At 44.1% G+C, this 22,548-nt stretch carries 21 protein-coding genes and 1 pseudogene; 5 read left to right on the forward strand and 17 right to left on the reverse strand.

All coding sequences use genetic code 11. The features are described from left to right. Positions 1-158 precede the first annotated feature (158 nt). From PGQ38_RS10965 to PGQ38_RS19970, 8 genes are all read right to left on the reverse strand, one after another. Positions 159-1,421, reverse strand: a complete 1,263-nt coding sequence (locus PGQ38_RS10965) for an ABC transporter substrate-binding protein (RefSeq protein WP_270431710.1) — start codon at positions 1,419-1,421, stop codon at positions 159-161. A gap of 605 nt (positions 1,422-2,026) precedes the next feature. Further along, entirely contained in the window at positions 2,027-3,013 is a 987-nt protein-coding gene (locus PGQ38_RS10970; RefSeq protein ID WP_118581958.1) for a LacI family DNA-binding transcriptional regulator, read from the reverse strand. A gap of 99 nt (positions 3,014-3,112) precedes the next feature. Continuing rightward, the gene (locus PGQ38_RS10975) at positions 3,113-3,655 is read right to left on the reverse strand and encodes a DUF308 domain-containing protein (RefSeq protein WP_187565804.1); all 543 of its coding nucleotides are present in this window, start codon (positions 3,653-3,655) and stop codon (positions 3,113-3,115) included. After that, complete coding sequence (gene ftsH, locus PGQ38_RS10980) at positions 3,652-5,484, reverse strand: ATP-dependent zinc metalloprotease FtsH (protein WP_195478085.1); 1,833 nt, start codon at positions 5,482-5,484, stop codon at positions 3,652-3,654. Before ftsH ends, PGQ38_RS10975 begins: the two co-directional genes overlap by 4 nt. Positions 5,485-5,522: 38 nt before the next feature. After that, complete coding sequence (locus PGQ38_RS10985) at positions 5,523-5,963, reverse strand: hypothetical protein (RefSeq protein ID WP_195478087.1); 441 nt, start codon at positions 5,961-5,963, stop codon at positions 5,523-5,525. Positions 5,964-6,338: 375 nt separating this feature from the next. Further along, positions 6,339-6,881: a TetR/AcrR family transcriptional regulator gene (locus PGQ38_RS10990; RefSeq protein ID WP_195698900.1), complete on the reverse strand. Its 543-nt coding sequence runs from the start codon at positions 6,879-6,881 to the stop codon at positions 6,339-6,341. 222 nt (positions 6,882-7,103) lie between these two features. Next, positions 7,104-7,757 (reverse strand): hypothetical protein, encoded by a 654-nt coding sequence (locus PGQ38_RS10995; RefSeq protein ID WP_195983221.1) that lies wholly within the window; start codon positions 7,755-7,757, stop codon positions 7,104-7,106. Positions 7,758-7,875: 118 nt separating this feature from the next. Beyond that, positions 7,876-8,040, reverse strand: a complete 165-nt coding sequence (locus tag PGQ38_RS19970) for a DUF6783 domain-containing protein (protein WP_334304073.1) — start codon at positions 8,038-8,040, stop codon at positions 7,876-7,878. Between PGQ38_RS19970 and PGQ38_RS19975 the strand changes: the two are divergent. The 3 genes and pseudogenes from PGQ38_RS19975 to PGQ38_RS11005 all read left to right on the forward strand — a co-directional run. Further along, positions 7,978-8,121: pseudogene (locus PGQ38_RS19975) on the forward strand (DUF6783 domain-containing protein); the annotation flags it as partial. The gene PGQ38_RS19970 and the pseudogene PGQ38_RS19975 overlap by 63 nt on opposite strands. Positions 8,122-8,166: 45 nt before the next feature. After that, on the forward strand, positions 8,167-8,856 hold the full coding sequence (gene thiE, locus PGQ38_RS11000) for a thiamine phosphate synthase (protein WP_195698899.1): 690 nt from the start codon (positions 8,167-8,169) through the stop codon (positions 8,854-8,856). Beyond that, on the forward strand, positions 8,850-9,509 hold the full coding sequence (locus tag PGQ38_RS11005) for an HAD family hydrolase (protein WP_195983222.1): 660 nt from the start codon (positions 8,850-8,852) through the stop codon (positions 9,507-9,509). Before thiE ends, PGQ38_RS11005 begins: the two co-directional genes overlap by 7 nt. A 43-nt stretch (positions 9,510-9,552) precedes the next feature. Here PGQ38_RS11005 and PGQ38_RS20660 read toward each other — a convergent pair whose 3' ends face one another. Further along, positions 9,553-9,678: a DUF6783 domain-containing protein gene (locus PGQ38_RS20660; RefSeq protein ID WP_368366522.1), complete on the reverse strand. Its 126-nt coding sequence runs from the start codon at positions 9,676-9,678 to the stop codon at positions 9,553-9,555. Here PGQ38_RS20660 and PGQ38_RS20665 point away from each other — a divergent pair. Then, positions 9,643-9,741, forward strand: coding sequence for a DUF6783 domain-containing protein (locus PGQ38_RS20665; protein ID WP_416386753.1), 99 nt, complete (start codon positions 9,643-9,645; stop codon positions 9,739-9,741). The genes PGQ38_RS20660 and PGQ38_RS20665 overlap by 36 nt on opposite strands. Positions 9,742-9,867: 126 nt before the next feature. On the opposite strand, the gene PGQ38_RS11010 is transcribed toward PGQ38_RS20665, so the two are convergent. The 5 genes from PGQ38_RS11010 to PGQ38_RS11035 all read right to left on the reverse strand — a co-directional run bounded on the left by PGQ38_RS11010 (position 9,868) and on the right by PGQ38_RS11035 (position 18,518). After that, positions 9,868-13,179, reverse strand: coding sequence for an SbcC/MukB-like Walker B domain-containing protein (locus tag PGQ38_RS11010; protein ID WP_270431716.1), 3,312 nt, complete (start codon positions 13,177-13,179; stop codon positions 9,868-9,870). Beyond that, positions 13,176-14,327 carry an exonuclease SbcCD subunit D gene (locus PGQ38_RS11015; protein ID WP_173718363.1) on the reverse strand — a complete coding sequence of 384 codons (1,152 nt, stop codon included), beginning with the start codon at positions 14,325-14,327 and terminating at the stop codon, positions 13,176-13,178. Before PGQ38_RS11015 ends, PGQ38_RS11010 begins: the two co-directional genes overlap by 4 nt. Positions 14,328-14,427: 100 nt before the next feature. Continuing rightward, a complete protein-coding gene (locus PGQ38_RS21010; protein ID WP_330674480.1) occupies positions 14,428-15,930 on the reverse strand; it encodes a DUF4186 family protein in 1,503 nt (500 codons plus the stop codon). Positions 15,931-16,446: 516 nt separating this feature from the next. Beyond that, a complete protein-coding gene (locus PGQ38_RS11030; protein WP_118581997.1) occupies positions 16,447-16,656 on the reverse strand; it encodes a hypothetical protein in 210 nt (69 codons plus the stop codon). A gap of 179 nt (positions 16,657-16,835) precedes the next feature. Next, entirely contained in the window at positions 16,836-18,518 is a 1,683-nt protein-coding gene (locus PGQ38_RS11035; protein ID WP_118582000.1) for a phospho-sugar mutase, read from the reverse strand. A 531-nt stretch (positions 18,519-19,049) separates the two neighbouring features. On the opposite strand from PGQ38_RS11035, the gene thrH reads away from it, so the two are divergent. Beyond that, positions 19,050-19,655, forward strand: a complete 606-nt coding sequence (gene thrH / locus PGQ38_RS11040; RefSeq protein WP_270431718.1) for a bifunctional phosphoserine phosphatase/homoserine phosphotransferase ThrH — start codon at positions 19,050-19,052, stop codon at positions 19,653-19,655. Positions 19,656-19,884: 229 nt separating this feature from the next. On the opposite strand, the gene PGQ38_RS11045 is transcribed toward thrH, so the two are convergent. From PGQ38_RS11045 to PGQ38_RS11055, 3 genes are all read right to left on the reverse strand, one after another. Beyond that, positions 19,885-20,883 (reverse strand): LacI family DNA-binding transcriptional regulator, encoded by a 999-nt coding sequence (locus PGQ38_RS11045; protein WP_270413655.1) that lies wholly within the window; start codon positions 20,881-20,883, stop codon positions 19,885-19,887. 104 nt (positions 20,884-20,987) lie between these two features. Continuing rightward, positions 20,988-21,389 (reverse strand): D-ribose pyranase, encoded by a 402-nt coding sequence (rbsD, locus tag PGQ38_RS11050; RefSeq protein WP_173716076.1) that lies wholly within the window; start codon positions 21,387-21,389, stop codon positions 20,988-20,990. 102 nt (positions 21,390-21,491) lie between these two features. Continuing rightward, a complete protein-coding gene (locus PGQ38_RS11055) occupies positions 21,492-22,538 on the reverse strand; it encodes an ABC transporter permease (RefSeq protein WP_118582012.1) in 1,047 nt (348 codons plus the stop codon). Between the last annotated feature and the right edge of the window lie 10 nt (positions 22,539-22,548).

Consider the following 22,548-nt stretch of genomic DNA (forward strand, 5'->3'; position numbering starts at 1 on the left):
GCTGCCTCCGAAAATCTATAATCCAGTACTTTTCTTTTTGTGAGGGAAAGAGGCCGCACGCCGCATGGCACAGGCGTGCAGCCTCTTGAGGGGTGGCAAATTTCTATAAAACTACAGTATGTTTGTTAAATTAATAAGTTGTTACCAAAGGATAATTCTTAGTGCTCTACAGGAGTTGTGTTCTTCCAGTAGTCTTCAATCTCTGCTGCAAACTCAGCTCTGTCAATCTGTCCTGCGAGATATTTCTGGAAGGTTGCACCACAAATGGAAAGATGATCATCCGGAAGGTAATTGTAGTTATCAATCAGAGAGCCTTCATCTGCATATTTCTTAACAGATTTTCCAAGTGGATCGGATACTTCTTTTTCATTGTTAGAGAATGCAGGTACAAGTGCACATGTCTCAGCAATGAAGCTCTGTCCTTCATCGGAATCAGCAAGCCATGTAAGGAAGTCCTTAGCTGCCTGACGCTGCTCATCACTTGTTGCATCAGAGGAATCGATCATCATGAATTTGGAACCTCCACCAACAAGCTTCTCATTGGATCCGTCATCTGTGTTCTGCGGTACCGGCATCATTCCCATATTCTCTGTATAATCATATGCATTGATTACGGACCAGTCCCAGTTTCCTCCGAACATGAATGCGATCTGTCCTTCAGCAAGCATCATCTCGGTTGTCTCACGCTCTGCAGCGATTGCAGAATCTTTTGCGTAGTTATTCTCCATCATTACATCGAAGAAGTCCATAAGAGAATTGAATTTCTCATTGTTTGCAAGGTCTGCTGTTCCTTCATAAAGAGAGGAAACAAATGCTTCTACATCTGGCTGCTGCTCGTAAACCTCAGCAAGGAAGTGAGCTGCAAGGGACCAGTCCTCTTTCATGATACCGGTAGGTGTTTCCATTCCACCTTCTTTCAGTTTCTCAAGAAGCTCTTTAAAAGAATCAAGTGTCTTGTAATCATCCGGATTGAAGGTCTCGCCTGTGATTGCTTCGATTGCATCTGCATTGTAAATAACACCGCGTGCTTCAAGGCAGGTCGGGAAACCATTGAGCTGTCCGTCAACTCCGATTGCGTAATCAGTCTCATTAACCCAGCTCTGATCGCTTAAATCAATTGCATGGTCTGCTGCAAGTGAATAGATATCTTTCGGGTCTACCATAGAGATTGTATATGGATCATTCGCAGAATATCTGGTAGCCAGATGAGCAGATACTGTATCACTATTGTAATAAACCTCTACGCCAACGCCGGTCTCTTCTGCATACTGAGCAGCTAATTCTTCGAACTGGCTCTGAACCTCCATCTTGGAGTTAAAAATTGTGATGTTCACATCGTCTGCCATAACCGGTACAGATACACTTGCCATTGTTGCTGCTGCAGTTGCAACTGCAATTGCCATTGAAATACGTTTTTTCATTTTTGCTTCCTCCTGTTTTTTACGTTCTTGTTCGGACGTTTTCTTTATGGTTGTATGATAGCATTGCGTCTCAAATATGTCAAGCGGTTGTCATATATTTTTGTCCATTTCACATCACTTTGTTACATTTATACTATTTAGCTCTTTATGTTTTGTGCACTTTTACATGCTTTTTTCGTGTCTATAGTTCATTTATTTTATTTTTCTTGTTTTTTTACGAAAATTGCTTCATTTTTTATCACAACCGCATGTCATATTCCTTATGCATCTGATCAATTCCGCGCGAAGCGTTTTTTTGTATAGCAGAAATATTACAGAGTAATTTCCTGCTATACAAAAAATCAGCTGTCATATTGTATTCTGAAATGTTTCAAAAACACCCCAGAATACACAATATGACAACTGACTGGAAAATTTTTCGAAGATAAAAAAATATTAACAATTCAGTAAAGCGGACATTCGCAATCCGCTTCGCTGTTTGCTCATGAACGCAGTCGCTTCGCGATCTGTCAGTGGGAGCTGAAGGCTCCCACTGACAGAAGCATCCCCCCTCACTCGCCGCTTAGTGCTCCGCGCACTTGAAGCGGGGAAATGCTTATCTGCGTTCAAGTCGTCCCTCGCTCAACCAGTGTAACCGGAAATACTGTCTTAGTAGGTACAACTTTCCCCTCATCAATCTGCGCAATAGCTGCTACTGCCAATTCTGCCATCTGTTCCACAGGCTGATGAATTGTCGTAAGTCCCGGACTTGTAAACTGGGCAATATTCACATCATCAAAACCTACGATCTTCAGTTGCTCCGGAACCTTGATTCCCAGATCTGCGCATGCCTGCAGTACATAGGCACCAATAACATCTGAACTGGCAAATACACCGTCCACATCAGGATTATCCACCAGTGCCTGTCTTACATATTCATAATATTCCAGAGAATCAAAAAGACGGTTATCCGTTACCATAACCACATTTTCTTCATTTCGATTCTTACAGATATCACGAAATGCAACCTCGCGGAGATCTCCTGGCATATGAATGTCAACCCCTGCACTTACTCCGCCGATAAACATCAGCTTCCTGCAGCCTTTCTCAATCAGAAGCTCCGTTGCCAGCACACCGCCCTGATAGTTATCACATTCAATCCCGGATGTCCCTTCATCCATAGAACGTTCCAATGTGATCAACGGGAAATCAAGATCTTCAAATTTCTCAGTTTCAAAACTTCCACTGCAAAGAACAACGCCGGTCACTCTTTCGCTCTTGCACATCTCAATACACTGTTCCTCACGTTCTTCTTTATACCTGGAAACAAAAAGCATGATACGATATCCCTGCTTCGCAGCCTCTCGCTCCAAACGGCTTAGTACCTTGGCAAAATAAGGATGTTCAATATTCGGCAAAATAACTCCTATCGTATTACTCTTCTGCTTTGACAGTGCGCGAGCTGTCTCATTAGGCTGATAATTCAGCTCTTTCATCACCTGATATACTTTCTCACGGGTCTTATCACTGATATATCCTCTGTTATTCAGGACTCTGGAAACTGTTCCTACCGTTAGGCCTGAGGCCTTCGCCACATCCTTAAGTGTTGCCATATATGTAAATCTCCTTTATTGCGAGCTGCAGTTTTTTTATTTCATCTTGATTTTATCACCTCGTAGTTTCTTGTGTCAACCGGTAAATACATCCTGTTTCTACATCCACCCGGCATCCATGTCACTGCAGGCCATCACCACGCAGTCGATTCCAAGAAGGATCAGATAACCGCCAATAATAAAGCCCGTTGAAAACAACGCTACCCACGGCCAGATGATCATCAGACAACCAAGGGTGATTCCAAGGATATTTACAATCAAGGTAAAGTAATAGTAAAATTTTCCTGCCAGACGGACCAGAGGGATGTGGGTCAATCTGGAAACAGAATGAGCGATGAACCAGATTGGGAGAAGCAGGGTCATGATCAGCTCTCCGGCATTTGGGTACATCAGAAGCATTAGTCCGGCAAGGAGACTTAAAATTCCAGTCACCAGAGCAATGGTAGGTCCGAAGCCGATATAGCGCTCTGTTTTTGCATAAAATACAATATCTGAAATTCCGGTGATGACAGCAAGAAAACCATACGCAAAGGTAATTCCGCGGAGCATGCCGCCCGGATTACACAACGTATAAATCCCAAGAAGGATCAGCAGGATTCCCTCAATGAGTTCCAGCCAGCCATAACGTGAACGTCTTCTCATTTTTCCTCACTCTCCTCTTTGTTATTTAAAATTTTCATAAACTCTTCGCCAGTTATCGTTTCTTTTTCATAAAGGAACATAGCCAGTTCATCCAGTTTTTTACGGTTGTCTGTCAGGATCTTTTTGGCTTTTTCATGTTCTCGCTTTACTAATTCTACGACCTTCTCATCGATTTCCTTCTGGGTATCTGCAGAGCAGGAAAGGGATGCATCGCCGCCAAGGTACTGGTTGGTAACGGTTTCCATAGCCACCATGTCGAACTCGTCGGTCATTCCGTAGCGAGTGATCATAGCTCTGGCAATCTTGGTTGCCTGCTCGATATCGTTGGAAGCGCCTGTGGTGATCTCGCCAAACACGATTTCTTCTGCAGCACGTCCGCCGGTGAAGGTTGCAATCTTATTTTCCAGTTCTTTCTTTGTCATCAGATACTTGTCACCAGTTTCTACCTGCATGGTATAGCCGAGTGCACCGGAAGTACGCGGAATAATAGTAATCTTCTGAACAGGAGCGGAATGGTTCTGAAGGGCTGCCACCAGGGCATGTCCGATTTCGTGATAGGAAACCACTTTTTTCTCCTGGTCAGAGAGAACTGCGTTTTTCTTCTGGTAACCAGCGATTACCACTTCAATGCTCTCTTCCAGGTCTGCTTCTGTAACGATTGTACGTCCGTCACGGACTGCACGAAGTGCTGCTTCGTTTACAATATTTGCCAGCTCGGCTCCGGATGCACCAGATGCCATACGTGCGATAGTGTGGAAATCCACGTCATCGGATGCTTTGATTTTTCTTGCATGAACCTTCAGAATTGCTTCACGTCCTGCAAGATCGGGAAGCTCAACTGGTACGCGGCGGTCGAAACGTCCTGGACGGGTAAGTGCCGGGTCAAGGGATTCCGGGCGGTTGGTAGCTGCCAGAATGATAACCCCATTGTTGCCTTCGAAACCATCCATCTCTGTAAGCAGCTGGTTCAGTGTCTGCTCACGCTCATCGTTACCACCAACCTGGCCATCACGTTTTTTACCGATGGCATCGATCTCATCAATGAATACGATACATGGGGCTTTCTCTTTCGCCTGCTTAAAAAGATCACGAACTTTGGAAGCACCCATACCTACAAACATTTCTACGAATTCAGAGCCGGACATGGAAAAGAATGGAACATTCGCTTCTCCGGCAACGGCTTTGGCAAGCATTGTTTTACCAGTACCTGGAGGGCCTACAAGGAGAACGCCTTTCGGCATGGAGGCTCCCACGTCTGTGTATTTCTTCGGGTTGTGAAGGTAATCTACAATCTCTGCAAGGTTTTCCTTGGCTTCATCCTCTCCGGCTACATCTGAGAAACGGATTCCTTCACTGGACTGAACGTAAACCTTTGCATTGCTTTTTCCCATGCCAAATGCCATGGAGTTTTTGCCTCCAGCCTGCTCCATCAGCTTCTTCGCCATATAATTTCCAAGAACTATGAAAATGATCAACGGCAGAAGTCCGGTTACCAGGAAGCTGAGAATCGGGGAGGTCTGCTGGTCAATGTCTTTGGTAAAGGTGGCACCGCACTCATACAGACGGTCGGTGAGATCGGGGTCATTCATAAGACCGGTTTTATATATTTTTTCGTTGTTCTTGTCGGTAAAGACGATCTGGTTATCTTCTACTTCTACTTTGCCGATGTTTTTTTCATTGATCATGCTCATGAAGGTACCATAATCGGTTTCTTCTACCTGATGCTCCATCAAGATTGGGGAAACCACCAGGTTAAAGACGATCAGTACCAGAAGCACAATGCCGTAGTAATAGATCAACGGCTTTTTTGGGGTTTTTACTTCTTTCATGGTTGTAGTCCTTTCTTATGTAAACTAATAGCGTCTACTCACTCTTCTGCCTCTTTCTTCTCTTCCAGACGCTGGGCTTCAATAGCCTCCAGCGATACCAGAAGTGCCCGGTTTACTGCCTGCATTGCAAAATCAAGGGCGTATTCTGCGGTGAGGATTTTCTTCTCCGTTCCCGGGAGCACATTTCCAAATATTGGCTCCTTATTTTTCAAATTAATGTTTTCTGCCTCCAGCACTTTTCCAACTGCTGCTTCCACCTGGTCATAGACGCCTGCCAGCTTCATTACACAGTCTGTCTTGGAATGGCGAAGTCTGTTTTCCAAAGTGATACGGCTTTCCTGACATTCCTGTCGAAGGTTCTGGATCTGTTGGTGGAGTCTTTCCGTATCCATACTCTCCGCCATCTGAATCCGACTGTGGGTCTGTTCCAGTTTTTTATCCAGCTCGTACATTTTTACGGATAAAATTTCATGTGCCATATATGGTTCCCTCCTCTCCTTGCGGATTACGTTATCATTTCCGTTCTTTCTCAAACAGGCTCTAGCGCATGTTTGAAAAAGGCTTTCTGCAAAACGTGCGTCACAATCGCACTCCGTAATCCTGATGATTTTATTCTAGTACAAGCAGAAGAAAGTGTCGATAGCCAAAAATTTCACCGTGTATAGACAAAACGGGCAAAGTGTAAAGATACACCTTGCCCGTTTGATCTCTTATTTAGTTCCCTCCATGTATTTGCATCCGGCCTCTGGATTCTATTCCCAGTCGGTCTCCACCTCCGTCAATTTCACTTTCAAAACTGCTTCAAGGTCAATAAACACAGGAATAAAACTGTCACGAATAAACAGGAGCATTTTTCAGCACAGAAAGACATCTTCTGTAGCATTCTTTCCCATCATAATCAAATAGACTTCGTGTACGATCATATCCAGATTCTTCGTATCCTCCGGTGTCCAGTCCTGGAAAATACCAAAGATAGCATAGCTGTGGTAACGGAGGATCAGCTTCAACTCCTGGCGGCTATAATTCTGGTACAGATTTTCTTCCTCCACAATGCTCTCAAACAACTCGCAGGTTCCTTGCATAAGGGTTTGTTCCAGTTCTTTTCCATAATTACTTTCTATTCCTTTTCGCACTTCGGGTATAGCATTGATGGCAAAAACAAACAGATACTTCAGCGCTGCTTCTGCGCCACCCTGCTCTTTGCACGCCTCCAGCAGCCGCCTGGTTCCCTGCTTTATGCTCCACTGAATCATATCCGGTATTCCTTCGAAATGGTAGTAAAATGCCTGCCTGGTGATCTGGCACTCTTCCACAATATCCTTTACTGTAAGCTTCTTTACTTTTTTCTCCAGAACCAGCTTACGGGCTGCTTCTGTGATGATTTCTTTCATGTCCATATACTGTGGTTCTCTTTCCTTTATCCGGTGTTGAATCATAAACAGTCTCTAATTCTTATACCTTAATAGCTACATGCAAATCATATTATCGGCAACAACGACTAACTACAGCTCATACAATTTCACAGGTTATATATCTTTAACAATTTTCCCACTGCATTTTCCTATGATGCTTATACCCACTGCATTTTCCAATGATGCTTATATTCATACTTTGAGTTTCTAATTTGACTCTTCTGAATCTGCAATATTTTCCTCATCTACAGTATCTTGTTTCTCTGGTACCACTACATCTTCTCGCGCCTGCATAGCGGCTCTCTCACGAATGCTTTTCTTCGGGGCGGCCGGTTGAGATTGCTGAGAGGATTTCTTCCTGGCTGGGTCTACTGCAAATTTGCGTTCCGGATCAGCCTGGGCAACTTTGCCTAAACGGGTGGCACCCCAAAGTAAAAACAGCGGAAGCACAATGGCTGTAAAAAGAAGCCCCAGATTCATCAATCCGGTAAAAAACAGAATTACCTGCATGACAATCTCTGTTATAAGAAGCGATATGGCCAGTTTCACAGAAAATCTGCTCTTATCTACTCTGTTGGAATTTCTTACAGATAGAAATCCAACTACAGCTTCCCAGATTCCTACTGCAATAAAACAAATACCAATCCCTTTCAGAAGTCCACTTCCCACTCCGGCATTCTCAAGAAGTTCTACATACTCTGCAGTTCCTTTATCTGCTTCCAGAGCTGTCATAAAGAAATTGATTCCATACATGATCGTGGAAGTAATGGCTGAAAACATCAGGAAAATACCACCAAACATCAGACACATCTTGCCATTCATCGCCTGCCGTGTCACCTTCATCTGCTCAAATTGATCCATAATCAAACCTGCCTCTCTTTTTTGCGAACCGACAAAAACACAATTTTAATATTAGTCTAACATATCACTTTTCGTTTTTCAATGTACAGGTTCCTGTTCATGTAACAAACATTATGGGTTACGATTCTCGATCTTCGCAGAAACACGCTCTAGAGCGTGTTTGAAAAAGGCTTTCTGCAAGACGTGCGTCACAGTTTGTGGGAGATTTTGTCCGGATGAGGGCGCCGTAGCGGGCTACGGCAACCGAATTCGGGCAAAATCTCCCGCAAAGTGGGGCGTGCAGATTGCGGGAATGATTTTTCAAACACGCTCTAGCTTAATAATTACCTTTACTTTCCAGATTCAGCTTTATATAATGTATTAGAGTGTGTTTGACGCACAAGTTACATGTGAAAGGCAGGTTTTACCAATGAACTGCAATAAAAAAGAGCTTTTACTTTATGCCGTTACTGACCGCAGCTGGTTAAATGGCAGAACTTTATATGACCAGGTCGAAGAAGCCTTAAAAGGTGGGGCTACCTTCATTCAGCTACGCGAAAAAACTCTGGATACAGATAGTTTTCGCAAAGAAGCTGCGGAAATCAAAGAGTTATGTGCGCGCTATCATGTACCATTCGTGATCAATGACAATGTAGAAATTGCAAAAGAAATCAATGCCGATGGCGTTCATGTAGGGCAGGAGGATATGGCTGCTGGTAATGCCAGAGCCATCCTCGGTTCTGACAAAATCATCGGCGTTTCTGCGCATACAGTTGAAGAGGCTGTTCTTGCTGAAAAAAATGGCGCAGATTATCTGGGAGTAGGTGCCGCATTCCAAACCGGAACCAAAAAAGATGCCGGCAATATCAGCCATGAAACTATAAAACAAATATGTGAGGCTGTAAATATTCCTGTTATTGCTATCGGTGGAATTACACATGACAATGTAATGGAGCTGGCTGGAAGCGGTATCTGCGGAATTGCAGTTGTAAGTGCCATCTTTGCAGCTGAAGATATTACAAAAGCAACCAGAGAGCTTAAAGAGCTTACTCTCAAAATGAAAGATTCTACTTGTATTTCCAAAGACAATGCATCTTTCAGGAAAGGAATTTCATGTTAAGGGGTGCCATCTGGGATCTGGATGGTACGATTCTGGATTCTATGTCAGCCTGGGATCATGTAGGCGAAAATTACCTGCGAAGCCAGGGAATTGAACCTGAACCGGATCTGGATGAAGCAATCGCCACTATGAGTCTCCACCAGGCAGCTGACTATTTTATTGAGCACTATGGTGTAAAACAGACCCGAGATGAATTGATCAAAAGTGCTGTAGCAATTGTAGATGATTTCTACCGCTATGAAGCTCAGCTGAAGCCTCATCTGAAAGAATTTCTGGCTCAGCTTCATGAGACCGGAGTCAAAATGTGTATCGCCACTGCTACAGAGCGCTCCCTCGTGGAAGCTGCCCTGGCACGTTGCGGAGTGCTTGATTATTTCAGCGAAATCTTTACCTGCTCCTCTGTGGGTGCCGGAAAGGACGAACCAACCATTTATCGGGAAGCCTTGAACTTTCTTGGCACTGACCGAACCAATACCATGGTCTTTGAAGATTCTCTTCATGCCCTTACTACAGCTAAGAAAGATGGCTTCTATACCACTGCTGTGTACGACTCTCATGAAGAAAATCAAGAGGAAATACAGTGTCTGGCAAACTGTCGGATTCATGATTACGGTGAGTCGGAAGAGTTTATTAATTTTACAAAAAATCTATAGAACTTTTTATTTGTCGGGAAGCTTAATTGCTTCCCGATATTCTTTATTCAACCAAGTATCTACTACATTGACGCAGGATGATTTCTTCATATGCAAGATGGAGGAAGGAGCCGTAGCGAGCTACGGCAACTGAATTCGGGCAAAATATACCGCAAAGTGGAGCGTACAGATTGCGGGAATGATTTTTCAAACACATTCTAGTACATCGAAAATTAAGTTTCTGCTATATTGACGCAGGATGATTTCTTCATATGCAAGGCGGAGGAAGGAGGCGTAGCGGTGGCTACGGCGACCGACGACAACGCAGCAGATGAAAAATCAGGCAAGTCAATATGGCAGTTACTTAATATTCGATGTACTAGCTTATCTGCCACTTCACATGACTTCCCTTCTCGTCTTTGCTGACGATCAGCTGATCTTCAATCTCCTGCTTCAGCTCGGTCACATGAGAAATAATTCCAATCAGCTTGCTTCCTCCCGCCAGTTCCTGAAGAACCTTTACCGCCTGTTCTCTGGAATGCTCATCAAGGGAACCGAAGCCTTCATCCACAAACATTACATCAAGATGTATCGCTGCAGAGCTCTCCTGGATCTGATCTGCCATTCCAAGTGCCAATGCCAGAGCTGCCATAAAGGATTCTCCTCCAGAAAGGGTACGGACTTCACGCTCTTTGCCGGTAACATTAGAATATACCATAAGATCCAGACCACGATTCTTGCCTTTCCCCGCATTCTCCTCGTCTACCATACGAAGTTCAAACTGTCCGGCAGACATATTCGCAAAGCGGCGATTGGCCGCATAAAGAATCTTCTCCAGGTAATATCTCTGCACATAGGTTTCAAGATCCATACGGTTTCCGGACATATTTCCAGACAACAGCTTATAAAGAGTTTCCAGCTTGGTATGCTTTTCAATGATTTTACCTCGCTTCTCCATCTGAGGGCTAAGAATATCATATGCCTCTTTATCAGCTTTATACTGTTCTTTATAAAGTTCCAGTTTCGTCTGAGTCTGAAGCCGTACTTTCTCAGCTTCCTCCATCTGGGACTTGGCAGCTTCCATATCCGGCTTGCTCCTGCCATCTATGGCTTTTCCAGCTGTTTCTGCAGTGGTCTGTGCGGCTAGTTTTTTTCGCTGCCAGCTGTCTGCTTCTTTTTGCAAAAGCTCCGCTGTTTCACGGGTATAGTTCTCTGCTATGTCCGCCCATTCTGCCTCTGTCATATTTTTCTCATTCATCAAAGTCTGATAAAAGGCCTGCCGCTCCTGGTAAAGCTTCTGGTGATCTGGAAGTTCCCCTTCAAATCGTTTAATCAAGCTGGTACAGTTAACCAGCTCTTCAGAAGACGCTTTTTCTTTCTTTTCAGCTTCCTTGGAAGCAGCTTCTGCAGCTTTCCATTTTCCTTTTGCCTGGTTAAACTCTGTCATAGCCGCCTCTTCTGATGGATATTCCCGGGAATCATTCAACTGCTTCAGAAGAGCTTCTGCGCTCTTGGCTGACGCTGCTGCCTCAGTCAGCTTTTGTCCGCATTCCTCTACGGCAGTTTTTCCTGATTTCTTCCGCTCTTCTACCTGTCCCAGAGCATCCTGAAGATTACGCAATGTTTTCTGGGCTGTATTAAGTCTTGTACCCTCTTCCTGTAATAAAGTTTTCCAGGTTCCAAGAAGTGTCTGTATCTGCTTCAGCAAGGCATTCCAATTACACTCTTTATCCGCCATCTGATCCTGGGCTGCACCAGGGACTTCTGAATTTCTGCTCTCCTGGAAATTTTTTATATTGTCTCCCAAAGAATCAAATACTTCCAGCATTCCTGCTTCCGGGAACTGCTCATGATCATTTAAAATACGCGTGCACAGCTTCCTTCCTGTCTCTTCCAAAAGTCGTTCTTTTTCTGCAACTATATCCACAGCTGACCTTGCTTCACCGGCAGACTGTTCCTGCCTGTTTCGAAGCTCAGAAACTTCTTTTTCTGCCAGTTCCAATTGCTCACGGGTGAGATCTCTATGAAGGGTAGAAGCTATGCATGGATTCGGATGTTCTATTGCGCCGCATACAGGACATGGTTTCCCCGGCTGAAGCTCGCGTGCCAGAAAACCAGCCTGCTCATCCAGAAAAATTCTCCGCATAGACTCATATTCCTGGCTCTTTGCGTCATATCTGATTCTATTCTTCTGGTATGTCTCTCGTGCTTTCTTCGCCAGTTTTTTCTGTGTTTCTACACCTTTAAGAAGATCTTCCGTTTCTTGTACTTCAATGCCAAGTACTTCCAGTTCCTGATTTTTCCCTTTCCAGACAGCAATTTTCTCATTAGTGTCGGTCAGCTTCTCTGACTGAGCCCTCCAGTCTGCTTCCTGCTTCTCCATTTTCTCCAGATCTTCTCTGGCTTTGCGGTCTGCGGCCTGCGCTGCGGTCAGATTTTGCTGGCTGGTCTTTACACTTTTTTCTGCTTCCTTGATCTGCTTAAGGAGCTTCACTTCTTTATTCACGCGCTCATAAATAGTGGTGTACGCCTTAAGCTCCTTCTCTGCCGTTTCTTTCACCGCCTTCGCTGTCTGAATGACAGATTGTGACTGTTCTTTTAATAAAGGAGCTCGTTCCTGCTGCTCCTTTAAGGCACTCTCACATGTCTGCATATTACGCAAGGCATCCTGACAGCGTGCGTATTCGCCTTTTATTTCGTATGCTTTCTTAATTTTCTCTGACAGAATGGTCTTTTCCCCTATTTGTGCTTCCACTTTCCCACATTCAGAAAGCTGAACCTCAGCGTTTTCCAGCTGCGCATATAAATTCGTCAGCTGAATGGAACTGTTGTAGATATCCCTTTTTTCGTCGCGGAGTTTTGATGCGGATTGTAATTCTTTCGAGGTAAAATTCACACTTTTCTCCAGTGTTCTGCATAACTCGCCCAGATGATCCAGAAAGCAATCCATCACTACAATTTCCCCATTCAAAACCTGCTTTTTTAGCCCTTCTATTTCCTGCCACTGGTCATATTCCTGGGGAATTACCACATGGGTAGCTTCAGTCTGACATGCAGTTTTGATCTGGGCAATCTCTTTTTCCAGGGAACGCTTGCGATTCATCAGCTCGTCCACAATATTCTGGTATAATTCAGTGTTAAACAGCTTCCGGAAGATGACTTTCTTATCATCAGATTTTGCACGAAGAAGCTCCATAAATTCTCCCTGAGCGATCATGGCAACCTGCATAAACTGGCTTTTGGTAAGACCGAGGATCTCCCCCAGCTTGCTGTCAGCTTCCTTCTGTGGATATTCGGTACCATCTGGCATGATCAGGCTGACAGACCCCGGTACTTCACGACTTCCTGTATTTTTCCCCGCCCCTCTTGTCAGAAGCTTCAGATGTCTGGGAACACGGCGGACAGTATACAGCAGGCTATTTTCTCCTGCCCCTTCGGAAAAAACAAGCTCTACAAATGGTTCAACGTTCAACTCTGCATACTGGCTTTGCAGTACAACACCATCTTTCTTGTTTGTACTGGAGCTGGCTTCACCGTAAAGAGCAAATACAAGGGCATCAAATATAGTTGTTTTTCCTGCTCCGGTGTCTCCGGTCACAAGAAACAGATTCTGATTCGGCTCCTGAAAATCGATCTGTGTCAGTTTTCCGTAGGAACCAAACGCCTGCATGATAAGTTTCACAGGTCTCATTTCGTCACCTCCTGTACTGTATTGATAACCTCCTGAAGAATTTCCTGCTCTTCCGCATCTGCATTTCCGAGGAACTGGCAGCAAAGTTCAAATGGATTCAATTCACGCTCACTGTCTGCATGTCTGGTATAATCAACCTGCCGCACAGTCTCACGGCGTATCTCTAGAAGCCCTGGAAAAGCCAGACGCAGACGATCCTGCATATCAATTACGTCCAGATCCACCTTATCCGTAAGAATTACTGTCACATAATCTTTACAGCGCTGTGCCAGAACACTCTCTAAATCTCCCTTGATCACTTTTATCTGGCGCAGCGGTTCCAGTGGAATTACTTCTGTAGTGATTTCGCCCTTTTGTTTTATGTCAACCATTATAATTCCTTTATTCTGACCTGCTTCACTTACAGAGCATGCCAGCGGCGTTCCACAATAGCGATAAAACTCGCCGCCTGCTTTCATTGGCTTATGAATATGTCCCAGTGCCGCATAGTCAAATTTCTGCAGAATATCGGCTGACACCTGGTCAATATTTCCTACTGTCCGGATCTCAGAGTCCATTCGTTCAATTTCTTCTGCATTCTCCCCCATGGGCAGATAGAATTGATGGCTGACCAGAACGTTTCTCTGGTCTATGTTGACCTGTTCACGTTCTATCAGTCTGTGAATCGTATCATTGTAAGAAAGATTATTTCCATTCTCGTCTGTGCCAGTGATCAGCTTCACCATGGAAGGCTTCACAAAGGGAAGCAAATAAAAATTCACCGGACCATATTCATCCTGGAGTACCACTTTCTCAATATGATCTTCTTCTGTCTGAGGCGGTATTCCGATCATATAAATTTTCTGACGGTCAAGCACACTCCGAAAACAGTTCACACGAGGTGCACTGTCGTGATTTCCACTGATCATCATAATTACAGAATCCGGAACTGCATTTCGCAGCTTTCCGATAAAATGATCAAACACCTCCACTGCTTCTGCAGACGGAACTGCTTTGTCATAGATGTCCCCTGCGATCACGATCGCATCAGGCACTTTCTCTGCGGCCTTCTGAATTATTTGATCCAGTATATATTCCTGATCTTCTCTGAGATCACGATTGATTAATTTCAAGCCAATGTGTAAATCTGATAAGTGAAATATTCTCATAAACCGTTCCCCATTCTTATCTTCTCAAAATTCCAGTTAAATTATATATTTCATATACCTTACTATTACCGATTGTATATATAAAACCAACTTCATAGCCCTATGCATTTCTGTTATATTCTCTCTCAATCCATGCCATCAACACATCTACTATGTATTCCTGCTGCTCTTCTGTGAGCCGCACTCCTGCTGGAATTCTATGCCACTTATACAAGCATCCCCGACAGCAGCAGCCAGTAGCATGCTGAGCCAGGAATACAGGGTGCCCGCGCATTGGAGTCTGTTTGCCATCATTGGGAATCTGAGCCGGAGCCAGACGTGTTCGCACAAAATCTGAGGCATGACTGCGGATGGTATCCATTCCTTTCTCCCGGATATACTGTATATCCTTATCCTTCAGATGAAAACGACTGCGAAAATTCGAGCGGGACAGGCGGGCAAACAGATCACAAAACTGGTCCTGTTCCGGATTATATTTTCGCAAATACTTCTCATATCCATTCAATATTTCTGCAATTTTCAAATTAAGCTCTGAACTATTATACGTATAGTTCTCATCCTCTAAACGAAAATAGAAATCTATATTAACTTTCAGCTTATTGTTTCCACGCTTTATTCCTCTGCCGCTATTTCTAAAGTTACTACTATTCGTCGTATTATTAATTCCTTCATTTTTTTCATTTGTTCCACCGCCTTCTTCCTGCACCAGAAATTTCACCTGCGCTGCATGCCTCTTCAGAAGAGGAATAATGCAAAAATACAGCCGGTCATCTTCCATATGAAGATATCCCAATACCTGTTTGTCTTTATTCATAAGCTGAATCTGATTCCCATGGAAAGCTTTTGGAAACAGATATTCGCCAGACTGCAAACTGGCTATAAGCCTGCCTTCCGGGGAGGATGCTTCGGCTGCCAGAAATGCCTTAACCCGATAAATTCTCTGACCTTTCCCATCTGTGCCCTCTGGTTTCATCAGGGAATCCAGAACCAGCAATGGGTTCACATATTGCATAGAAAGATATTCAAACAGCTTCGCCTGGATGCGGAAACGGTATTCCTTCAAATCTGGTACAGAAGATAAGTCTTCTGCGTTTACGGCATTCTCCGTTCTCTCAAGGAGGACTGCCGCTGCATGACGAATACTGGTAAGAAAAAGCGCGAAATCCTCTTCCTCCGGATCCCACATATATTTTCCACAGGCAGCCTGATAATACAGTTTCCCCTGGGCTTCCTTTCGTTCTTCTTCAGAAAGATTCATACTATAGTGCAGATAAATATTCCTTGGTATAAAAGCAGCCTCGTTCCATTCACCAGACCATTCCTGATGCTGTTCCCTCTTCCCAGATTTATGATTGTCTGTGCCATGAGCCTCTGTTCCATAAGCTTCCGTTCCATATGCGTTCTGCATTTCCCGACTATCGCTCTGGCTCAGTATCCGATACGCTTCATTTATCTCCTGTGCACGCTGAATATGAGCTTCCCTTACTTCATTCAATGAGTCCGGATGAAAACGGCTGATCATCTTATGATATTTTCGCTTAATTTCTCTTTCATCATCTTCTGGGACAATCCCCAGAAGTTCTATTGCATCTTGTGTATTCATTATATATTCCCGATATTTTTATTTCGTTTTTGTCTTCATATTCTTTCAGTATACATTATTTCAAGTAAAAGGACTATAAATTTCCAATTTAACTTACTCTGAGTAGATGTCATTATAAATGGGAATCGGTTAGATATTGTTATGATTTATGGCTGGGAAACTAGTTCCCAGCCATTTTTTCTGATGTGTCTTGTTATAATTTTATCGGATGTGTTTCGGAAATCTTTCGTTTTCTTATTGATCTTAGGTATTTTGGTTGATCTTTAGCGGCTTATGAATCTTTAGTAATTTACAAATCTTTGGTGAAACACAGAACTTTCGTACTTCTAAGTTCTTTTGTATTTTCAGATTCTTTTGTGCTTTATTGCTTTCTTTCGTATTTCAGATTTCTTAAGTGTTTTTCGTATTTCTCTTTCGTTGATGTATCTATACTACCATATCTGTCGCTTTTTGTCATCTGGCAAAGTGAACATATTTTCGATTGTATTTTCATCTATTTTTTATTCTATCAATATATTACATCAATACCAGCATGATAATCCCAACTATCACAAGAAGGGGAAGTGCTATGTAGATCAAACCTCCCAGGACTAATCCGATCAGGACAAGGGGAAGGAATATCAGGCGAAAAAAGATTTTCGTAATTCCCCAGGTTGCGCGGAAGGCAAGTCCGATCATTTTGCCAAATATACCAAACATTAAAATGATAAATAACAGCGTCAGCATAAATTGTCACCTCGTTTTCTTTTCAAGCATTATACAATATGGTCTGCCCTTTACTGTAATCAACAACTTAATGGGGATTTTCACTTCAAATAAAGAAAAAATTTACAAACAGCGTAAAAAGCCCCCTGCGGAATCATTCCGCAAGGGGCGATTATTCACTATACGATTATATACTTCGCTTAAGCCATCATCGGCTCCAATGCCTTAGCCAGCTTCTCTTTTTCAGCTTCTGCCTCTGCAAGATCTTTACCCAGTGTAGTGTAATAAATCTTAATCTTCGGCTCTGTTCCGGATGGACGAACAACTACTGTCTCGTTATTCTCCAGTTTGTAAATGAGAACATTTGCTGCTGGAAGACCGGTCTCCTCAGGCTTCTTATAATCGGTAACCTTCACTACCTTGTAGCCTGCAATGTCTGCCGGCGGGTTGTCACGGAATTTCTGCATGATTCCTGCCATAGTGTCCATTCCGCTGAGTCCCGGGAATTCAAAGCTGTCAACCTTGTTCAGGTAGCGGCCATACTGTGCGTAAATCTCCTCAAGTCTCTGCTTCAGGGAGCTTCCAATGCTTCTGTAGTATGCAGCCATCTCACAGATCAGCATGGATCCGATAATGGCATCCTTATCACGTACATACGGTCCTGCAAGGTATCCGTAGCTCTCTTCAAATCCGAAGATGAAACGGTCCACTTCACCGGCAGCCTCGAGCTGTGCAATCTGGTCACCGATCCACTTAAATCCGGTAAGTACGCTTCTAAGCTCTACACCGTAGTGCTCTGCAACTGCGTCTGCAAGAGGTGTGGAAACGATAGATTTCACTGCAACCGGGTTCTTCGGCATTGTGCCTTTCTCGATACGGCCAGCTGCAATATAGTCAAGAAGAAGAACTCCCACTTCATTACCACTTACCAGCTCATAGGAACCGTCCGGGCATTTCATGGCAATACCAACACGGTCTGCATCCGGGTCAGTAGCAAGCATAAGATCTGCTCCTGTCTCCTTGGCAAGCTTCAGTCCCTGCTCCAGCGCTGCGAAAATCTCCGGGTTCGGGTAGCTGCATGTGGTAAAATAGCCGTTCGGGTATTCCTGTTCCGGAACAATCGTTACATCTGTGATTCCGATATCCTTCAGGATCTGGGTTACCGGCACAAGTCCGGAACCATTCAGCGGGCTGTAAACCAGCTTCAGTCCTGCTGTCTTGCAAAGACCTGGACGAACCTGGCGGGACTCGATTGCATCGTAAAGAGCACGTTTGCAGTCGTCACCAACAAAGCGGATCAGACCTTCCTCAACGCCCTCTGCAAAGGACATGTATTTCGCACCAGTCAGAATGTCTGTCTTCTGGATCTCATCATAAACGATAGCCGCAGCATCATCTGTCATCTGGCAGCCATCCGGGCCGTAAGCCTTGTATCCATTATATTTAGCAGGGTTATGAGATGCGGTAACCATAATACCCGCGTTGCACTCATAGTAGCGTGTCGCAAAGGAAAGGGCCGGTACAGGCATTAATGCATCATAAATTCTGACCTTAATGTCATTGGCAGCCAGAACTCCTGCTGCTGTTTTCGCAAATATATCACTCTTCAGACGGCTGTCGTAGCTGATTGCAACGGTCTGAGTGCCGCCCTGAGTCTTCACCCAGTTAGCAAGACCCTGTGTAGCCTGACGCACTACATAGATATTCATACGGTTGGTACCTGCTCCAAGAACTCCACGGAGTCCTGCTGTACCAAATTTCAGAGCTACTGCAAAACGATCTTTAATTTCTTCGTCGTTTCCTTCAATCTTAGATAATTCTGGTTTCAGATCTGCATCCTCGAGATCCGCTGCCATCCAGCGCTTGTACTCTTCGTTATACATTTTAACCACTCCTGCCATTATTATTCTATTTATTTTGTCTAATATTACTACAGATATTAATAATATACCACATTTTTCACGAAACGGCAATATAAGCGACAAATTTCTACCAGACATTTTTTCTCTGTTTTCCACTAATTTCCGACAATTATACATTTCAGTCGCAGTTCACAGGGAGTTACTGTTCACTGGTAACATTCCGCGAGGTGTTTTTTGTGAACAAAGTTCACAGAAAACCCGAGAATTAAGTTTGCGCAGCAAACGCTACTTCTTGTGCTTGTCACAAGAAGGTCCGTTTTTCTGTACATCGCGAAGCGAGTTACTGGTCACGGAGTGAACAGTAACCACAGGGAACATTCCATTCTCACATTGTCAATTTAGGTATAGCGTTCCCGGCTTTTTTACGCTATAATAAGATAGTGTGTGAAAGCGACCATCCTAACCGCTTTCCCTTTATCTGACATTGAGATTTGAAAAAACATTATAAAATTCAATTGCAGCAATCTTTACAGCTGCAGAACGGAGGAGATTATGGAAATTGTCTGCTTAGACTTAGAAGGTGTGCTTGTCCCGGAGATCTGGATCGCTTTTGCCGAAGAGACCGGCATTCCGGAGCTGAAACGAACCACAAGAGACGAGCCTGATTATGATAAATTAATGAAATACCGTCTGAACATTCTGAAAGAGCATGGTCTTGGCCTGAAAGAAATCCAGGAGACCATCGCCAGGATCGACCCGATTCCAGGCGCCAGGGAATTTCTGGATAAATTAAGAGCACAGACTCAGGTTATCATCCTCAGTGACACTTTTTCCCAGTTCGCAGGTCCTCTTATGAAAAAACTGGGCTACCCGACTATCTTCTGCAATACACTGGTAGTTGGCGAAAATGGCGAAATTACTGATTTCAAAATGCGCTGCGAAAAATCCAAATACACCACTGTGAAAGCCCTGCAGTCCATCGGCTACGACACCATTGCCAGCGGTGACAGCCACAACGACCTTGGCATGATCCAGGCAAGCAAAGCAGGATTCCTGTTCAAGAGCACGGATGCGATCAAGGCTGAATATCCGGAGATTCCGGCTTATGAAACTTATGACGAGCTGTATGATGCAATTATGAAGGCAATTAAAAATTAATGTAAAGTAAAACTTGGATTCCATCCAGTTTCCGCCAATACACAGCAGTTGGGCAACTGCTATTCTTAAGCATGTCATTTCAGGTGCGCTCTTAGCGAAGGTAAAATCCACAACCTGCATAGACTTAGGCGTGAGGGCTTTCCCGAACGTCTTAGCCAGAGTTGGCCGTTAGTTCACCGGTGCGCGGTACCGACCTGCGTGGAATATCAGTTGCCCAACTGTGTACCTCTTATATCTTCTTCACGCTTTCCCTCTCAATAAACTGCGTACACATCTGCATCTTGATCTTAATCCCGTCATTATCTTTCAGAATATCCCGCAACCGCCTTACAACAGCTCTTCCCATCTCCTGCTTCGGCACCCGGAGTGTGGTCAGAGGCGGATACGAAATTGAGGAAAAAGTAAGGTCGTCAAATCCCACAATAGATATGTCCTCCGGAATCCGGATTCCAAACTCTGCCATAGCCTTCATAGCCCCCAGCGCGATCATATCGTTGTCTGCGAAGAAAGCTGTAGGCAGCTTCACCTTCTCAGACAAAAACCGTTTCATATTCTCGTAAGCACCGTCGATGGTAGTTGCCATTGTAAAAATATAGTCCTTACTCAGGGGAAGTCCCGCCTTTTGCAGTGCTGTCTGATATCCTGCAAAACGAGACCGGAAAGGTTTGATTCTGAAATCTCCCCGCAGATAACCAATCTCTTTATGCCCATTGGCAATGAGATACTCTGTAGCCATACGCGCAGAATCTGCATTATTGATCAGCATGGCATCAAAGCTCATATCCTCTTTCCAGTAATCAATCACAATAAACGGGCAGGTCATCCCGCGGATCAGGTCAATGTCCGCATCCACCATCTCTGTTCCCAGAAGGATCACGGCCGACGCCTTGTCATTCATGATCCACTTCGCCTGTTCCTGATATCCAGGATCTCTTTTGTCCAGATTGCACATCTGCATTTCCATTCCACAGGCGCGGCATTCCTGTTCCACCCCGGAAATCAGCTGGATAAAAAAGGGAGAATCCTCAACCACAGCACCATCCCGCTTAAACATGACAAATTTTATTTTACGGATATGATTTTCCTCAAAATACCCAAGATCCTGCGCCACTTTAAAAATCTTCGCAGATGTCTCAGCATTCACGCCTTTTTTGTAGTTTAGTGCATTTGAAACAGTTGCCGGAGAAAATCCTGTGATCTCACTGATTTTTCTCACACTCACTTTCATTTTAGTTCCTCCTCTGTCGGTAAAATAATGCCATACATCTGCGAAAAAAAGACACTGCAAAAACAAGCTATCACCTGTTATTCGCAGCGTCTTCTCTGATCATTTTATGCCGGGAATGCAACTCCCGCTCTTAAAATTATGTTCGGATAAGGTGTAAACTCACCTGTACGGATTGCAAATTTGCACTGTGCAGACATCTTTTTCAGATCTACATGGTCAATTCTGCTCTCCTCTGCCTCAGGAAGGCTCTGCTGAATATATGCAAGAAGCTCCGGATTTTTTTCCTCAATCTCATTTGCAATGGTGTAGGCTTCCACTTCTGTCTCCGCCAGCACTGCATCCATCACCTGTTTAAAGGTGGGAACCCCTCCGCATACAACCAGGTCTACAATCTCCACGCCCTTTGGAATGGGCATTCCTGCATCACCGATCATAAACAGATCTTTATGTCCCAGCTCTGCGATACAACGGATCAGCTGGGCATTTAAAATCCCTGATTTTTTCATGCTATTCCTCCTGCATCTCTGATTATTACTATAAATCTTTTTCGGATTTTTTCAACTTTTCAAATTATTTTAACATTAAGAAAGATTTTGTTGGTTACCTAATTATTTGTTCTCGTTTCTTGCCTGAAGTGCCATCTTCGCCTGAAGATTTCTCTGTGTCTGGTCGATTACGACTGCAAGGATGATAACCAGACCACGGATAACCTTCTGCCAGAACTCGGATACACCACACATTGTCATACCATCATTGATAACACCGATAACAAATGCACCGACTACAGTTCCGATAATGGTTCCGGAACCACCGCTCATGGAAGTACCACCAAGTACGGTAGCTGCGATGGCGTTCATTTCCCAGCCATCACCAGATGCAGGATGTGCTGCGGAAAGCTGTGCGGTGTTGATCATACCAACCCAAGCTGCACAGAAGCCGGAGATCATGTAAACGATAATTTTGATCTTGTCTGCTTTGATACCGGAAAGACGGGCAGATTTCTCGTTACCGCCGACTGCAAGTACATACCATCCAAATGGAAGCTTCTTCAGGATGATAACGGAAATAATTGCAAGCACTGCGAAAATGTAAACACCGGTAGGAATGCCGGCAATATTGCTTCCAAGGATTTTGAAGCCTGTGTTGCCAAGTCCGTCATAACCTTTGATGTCGGAGAATGTTGCACCGTTGGAACGAAGGTTTGCAAAACCACGGCAGATATACATGGTACCAAGGGTAGCGATAAATGGTGCTACACCTAATTTTGTTACAATAAGGCCGTTGACTGCACCGATGATGCATCCAACAACCAGCATGGTAATAATGATTACCGGAACGCTGAAGTAAAGGGTTACACCTGCAAATTTCAGTGTAATACCTTCCTGGATCATGCCACCGGCAAGCATACCAACAAGTCCGACTACAGAACCAACGGAAAGGTCAATACCGCCGGTAATGATTACGAAGGTCATACCAAGTGCAAGGATTCCATACAGGGCTACGTGCTTGGCAACCATGGTCAGTGTAGATGCTGACAGGAATGTGGTTCCTTTTACAATGGTAAAAAAGATGACCAGGAGTACCAGTACAATAAAGGTACGTCCTTTTAACAGTGTCATTAACAACTGATTATTATTTGATTTTTTGTTATTCATTGTTCTGCTC

The organism is Blautia faecis (assembly GCF_027662325.1).
Lineage (GTDB): Bacteria > Bacillota > Clostridia > Lachnospirales > Lachnospiraceae > Blautia_A > Blautia_A faecis.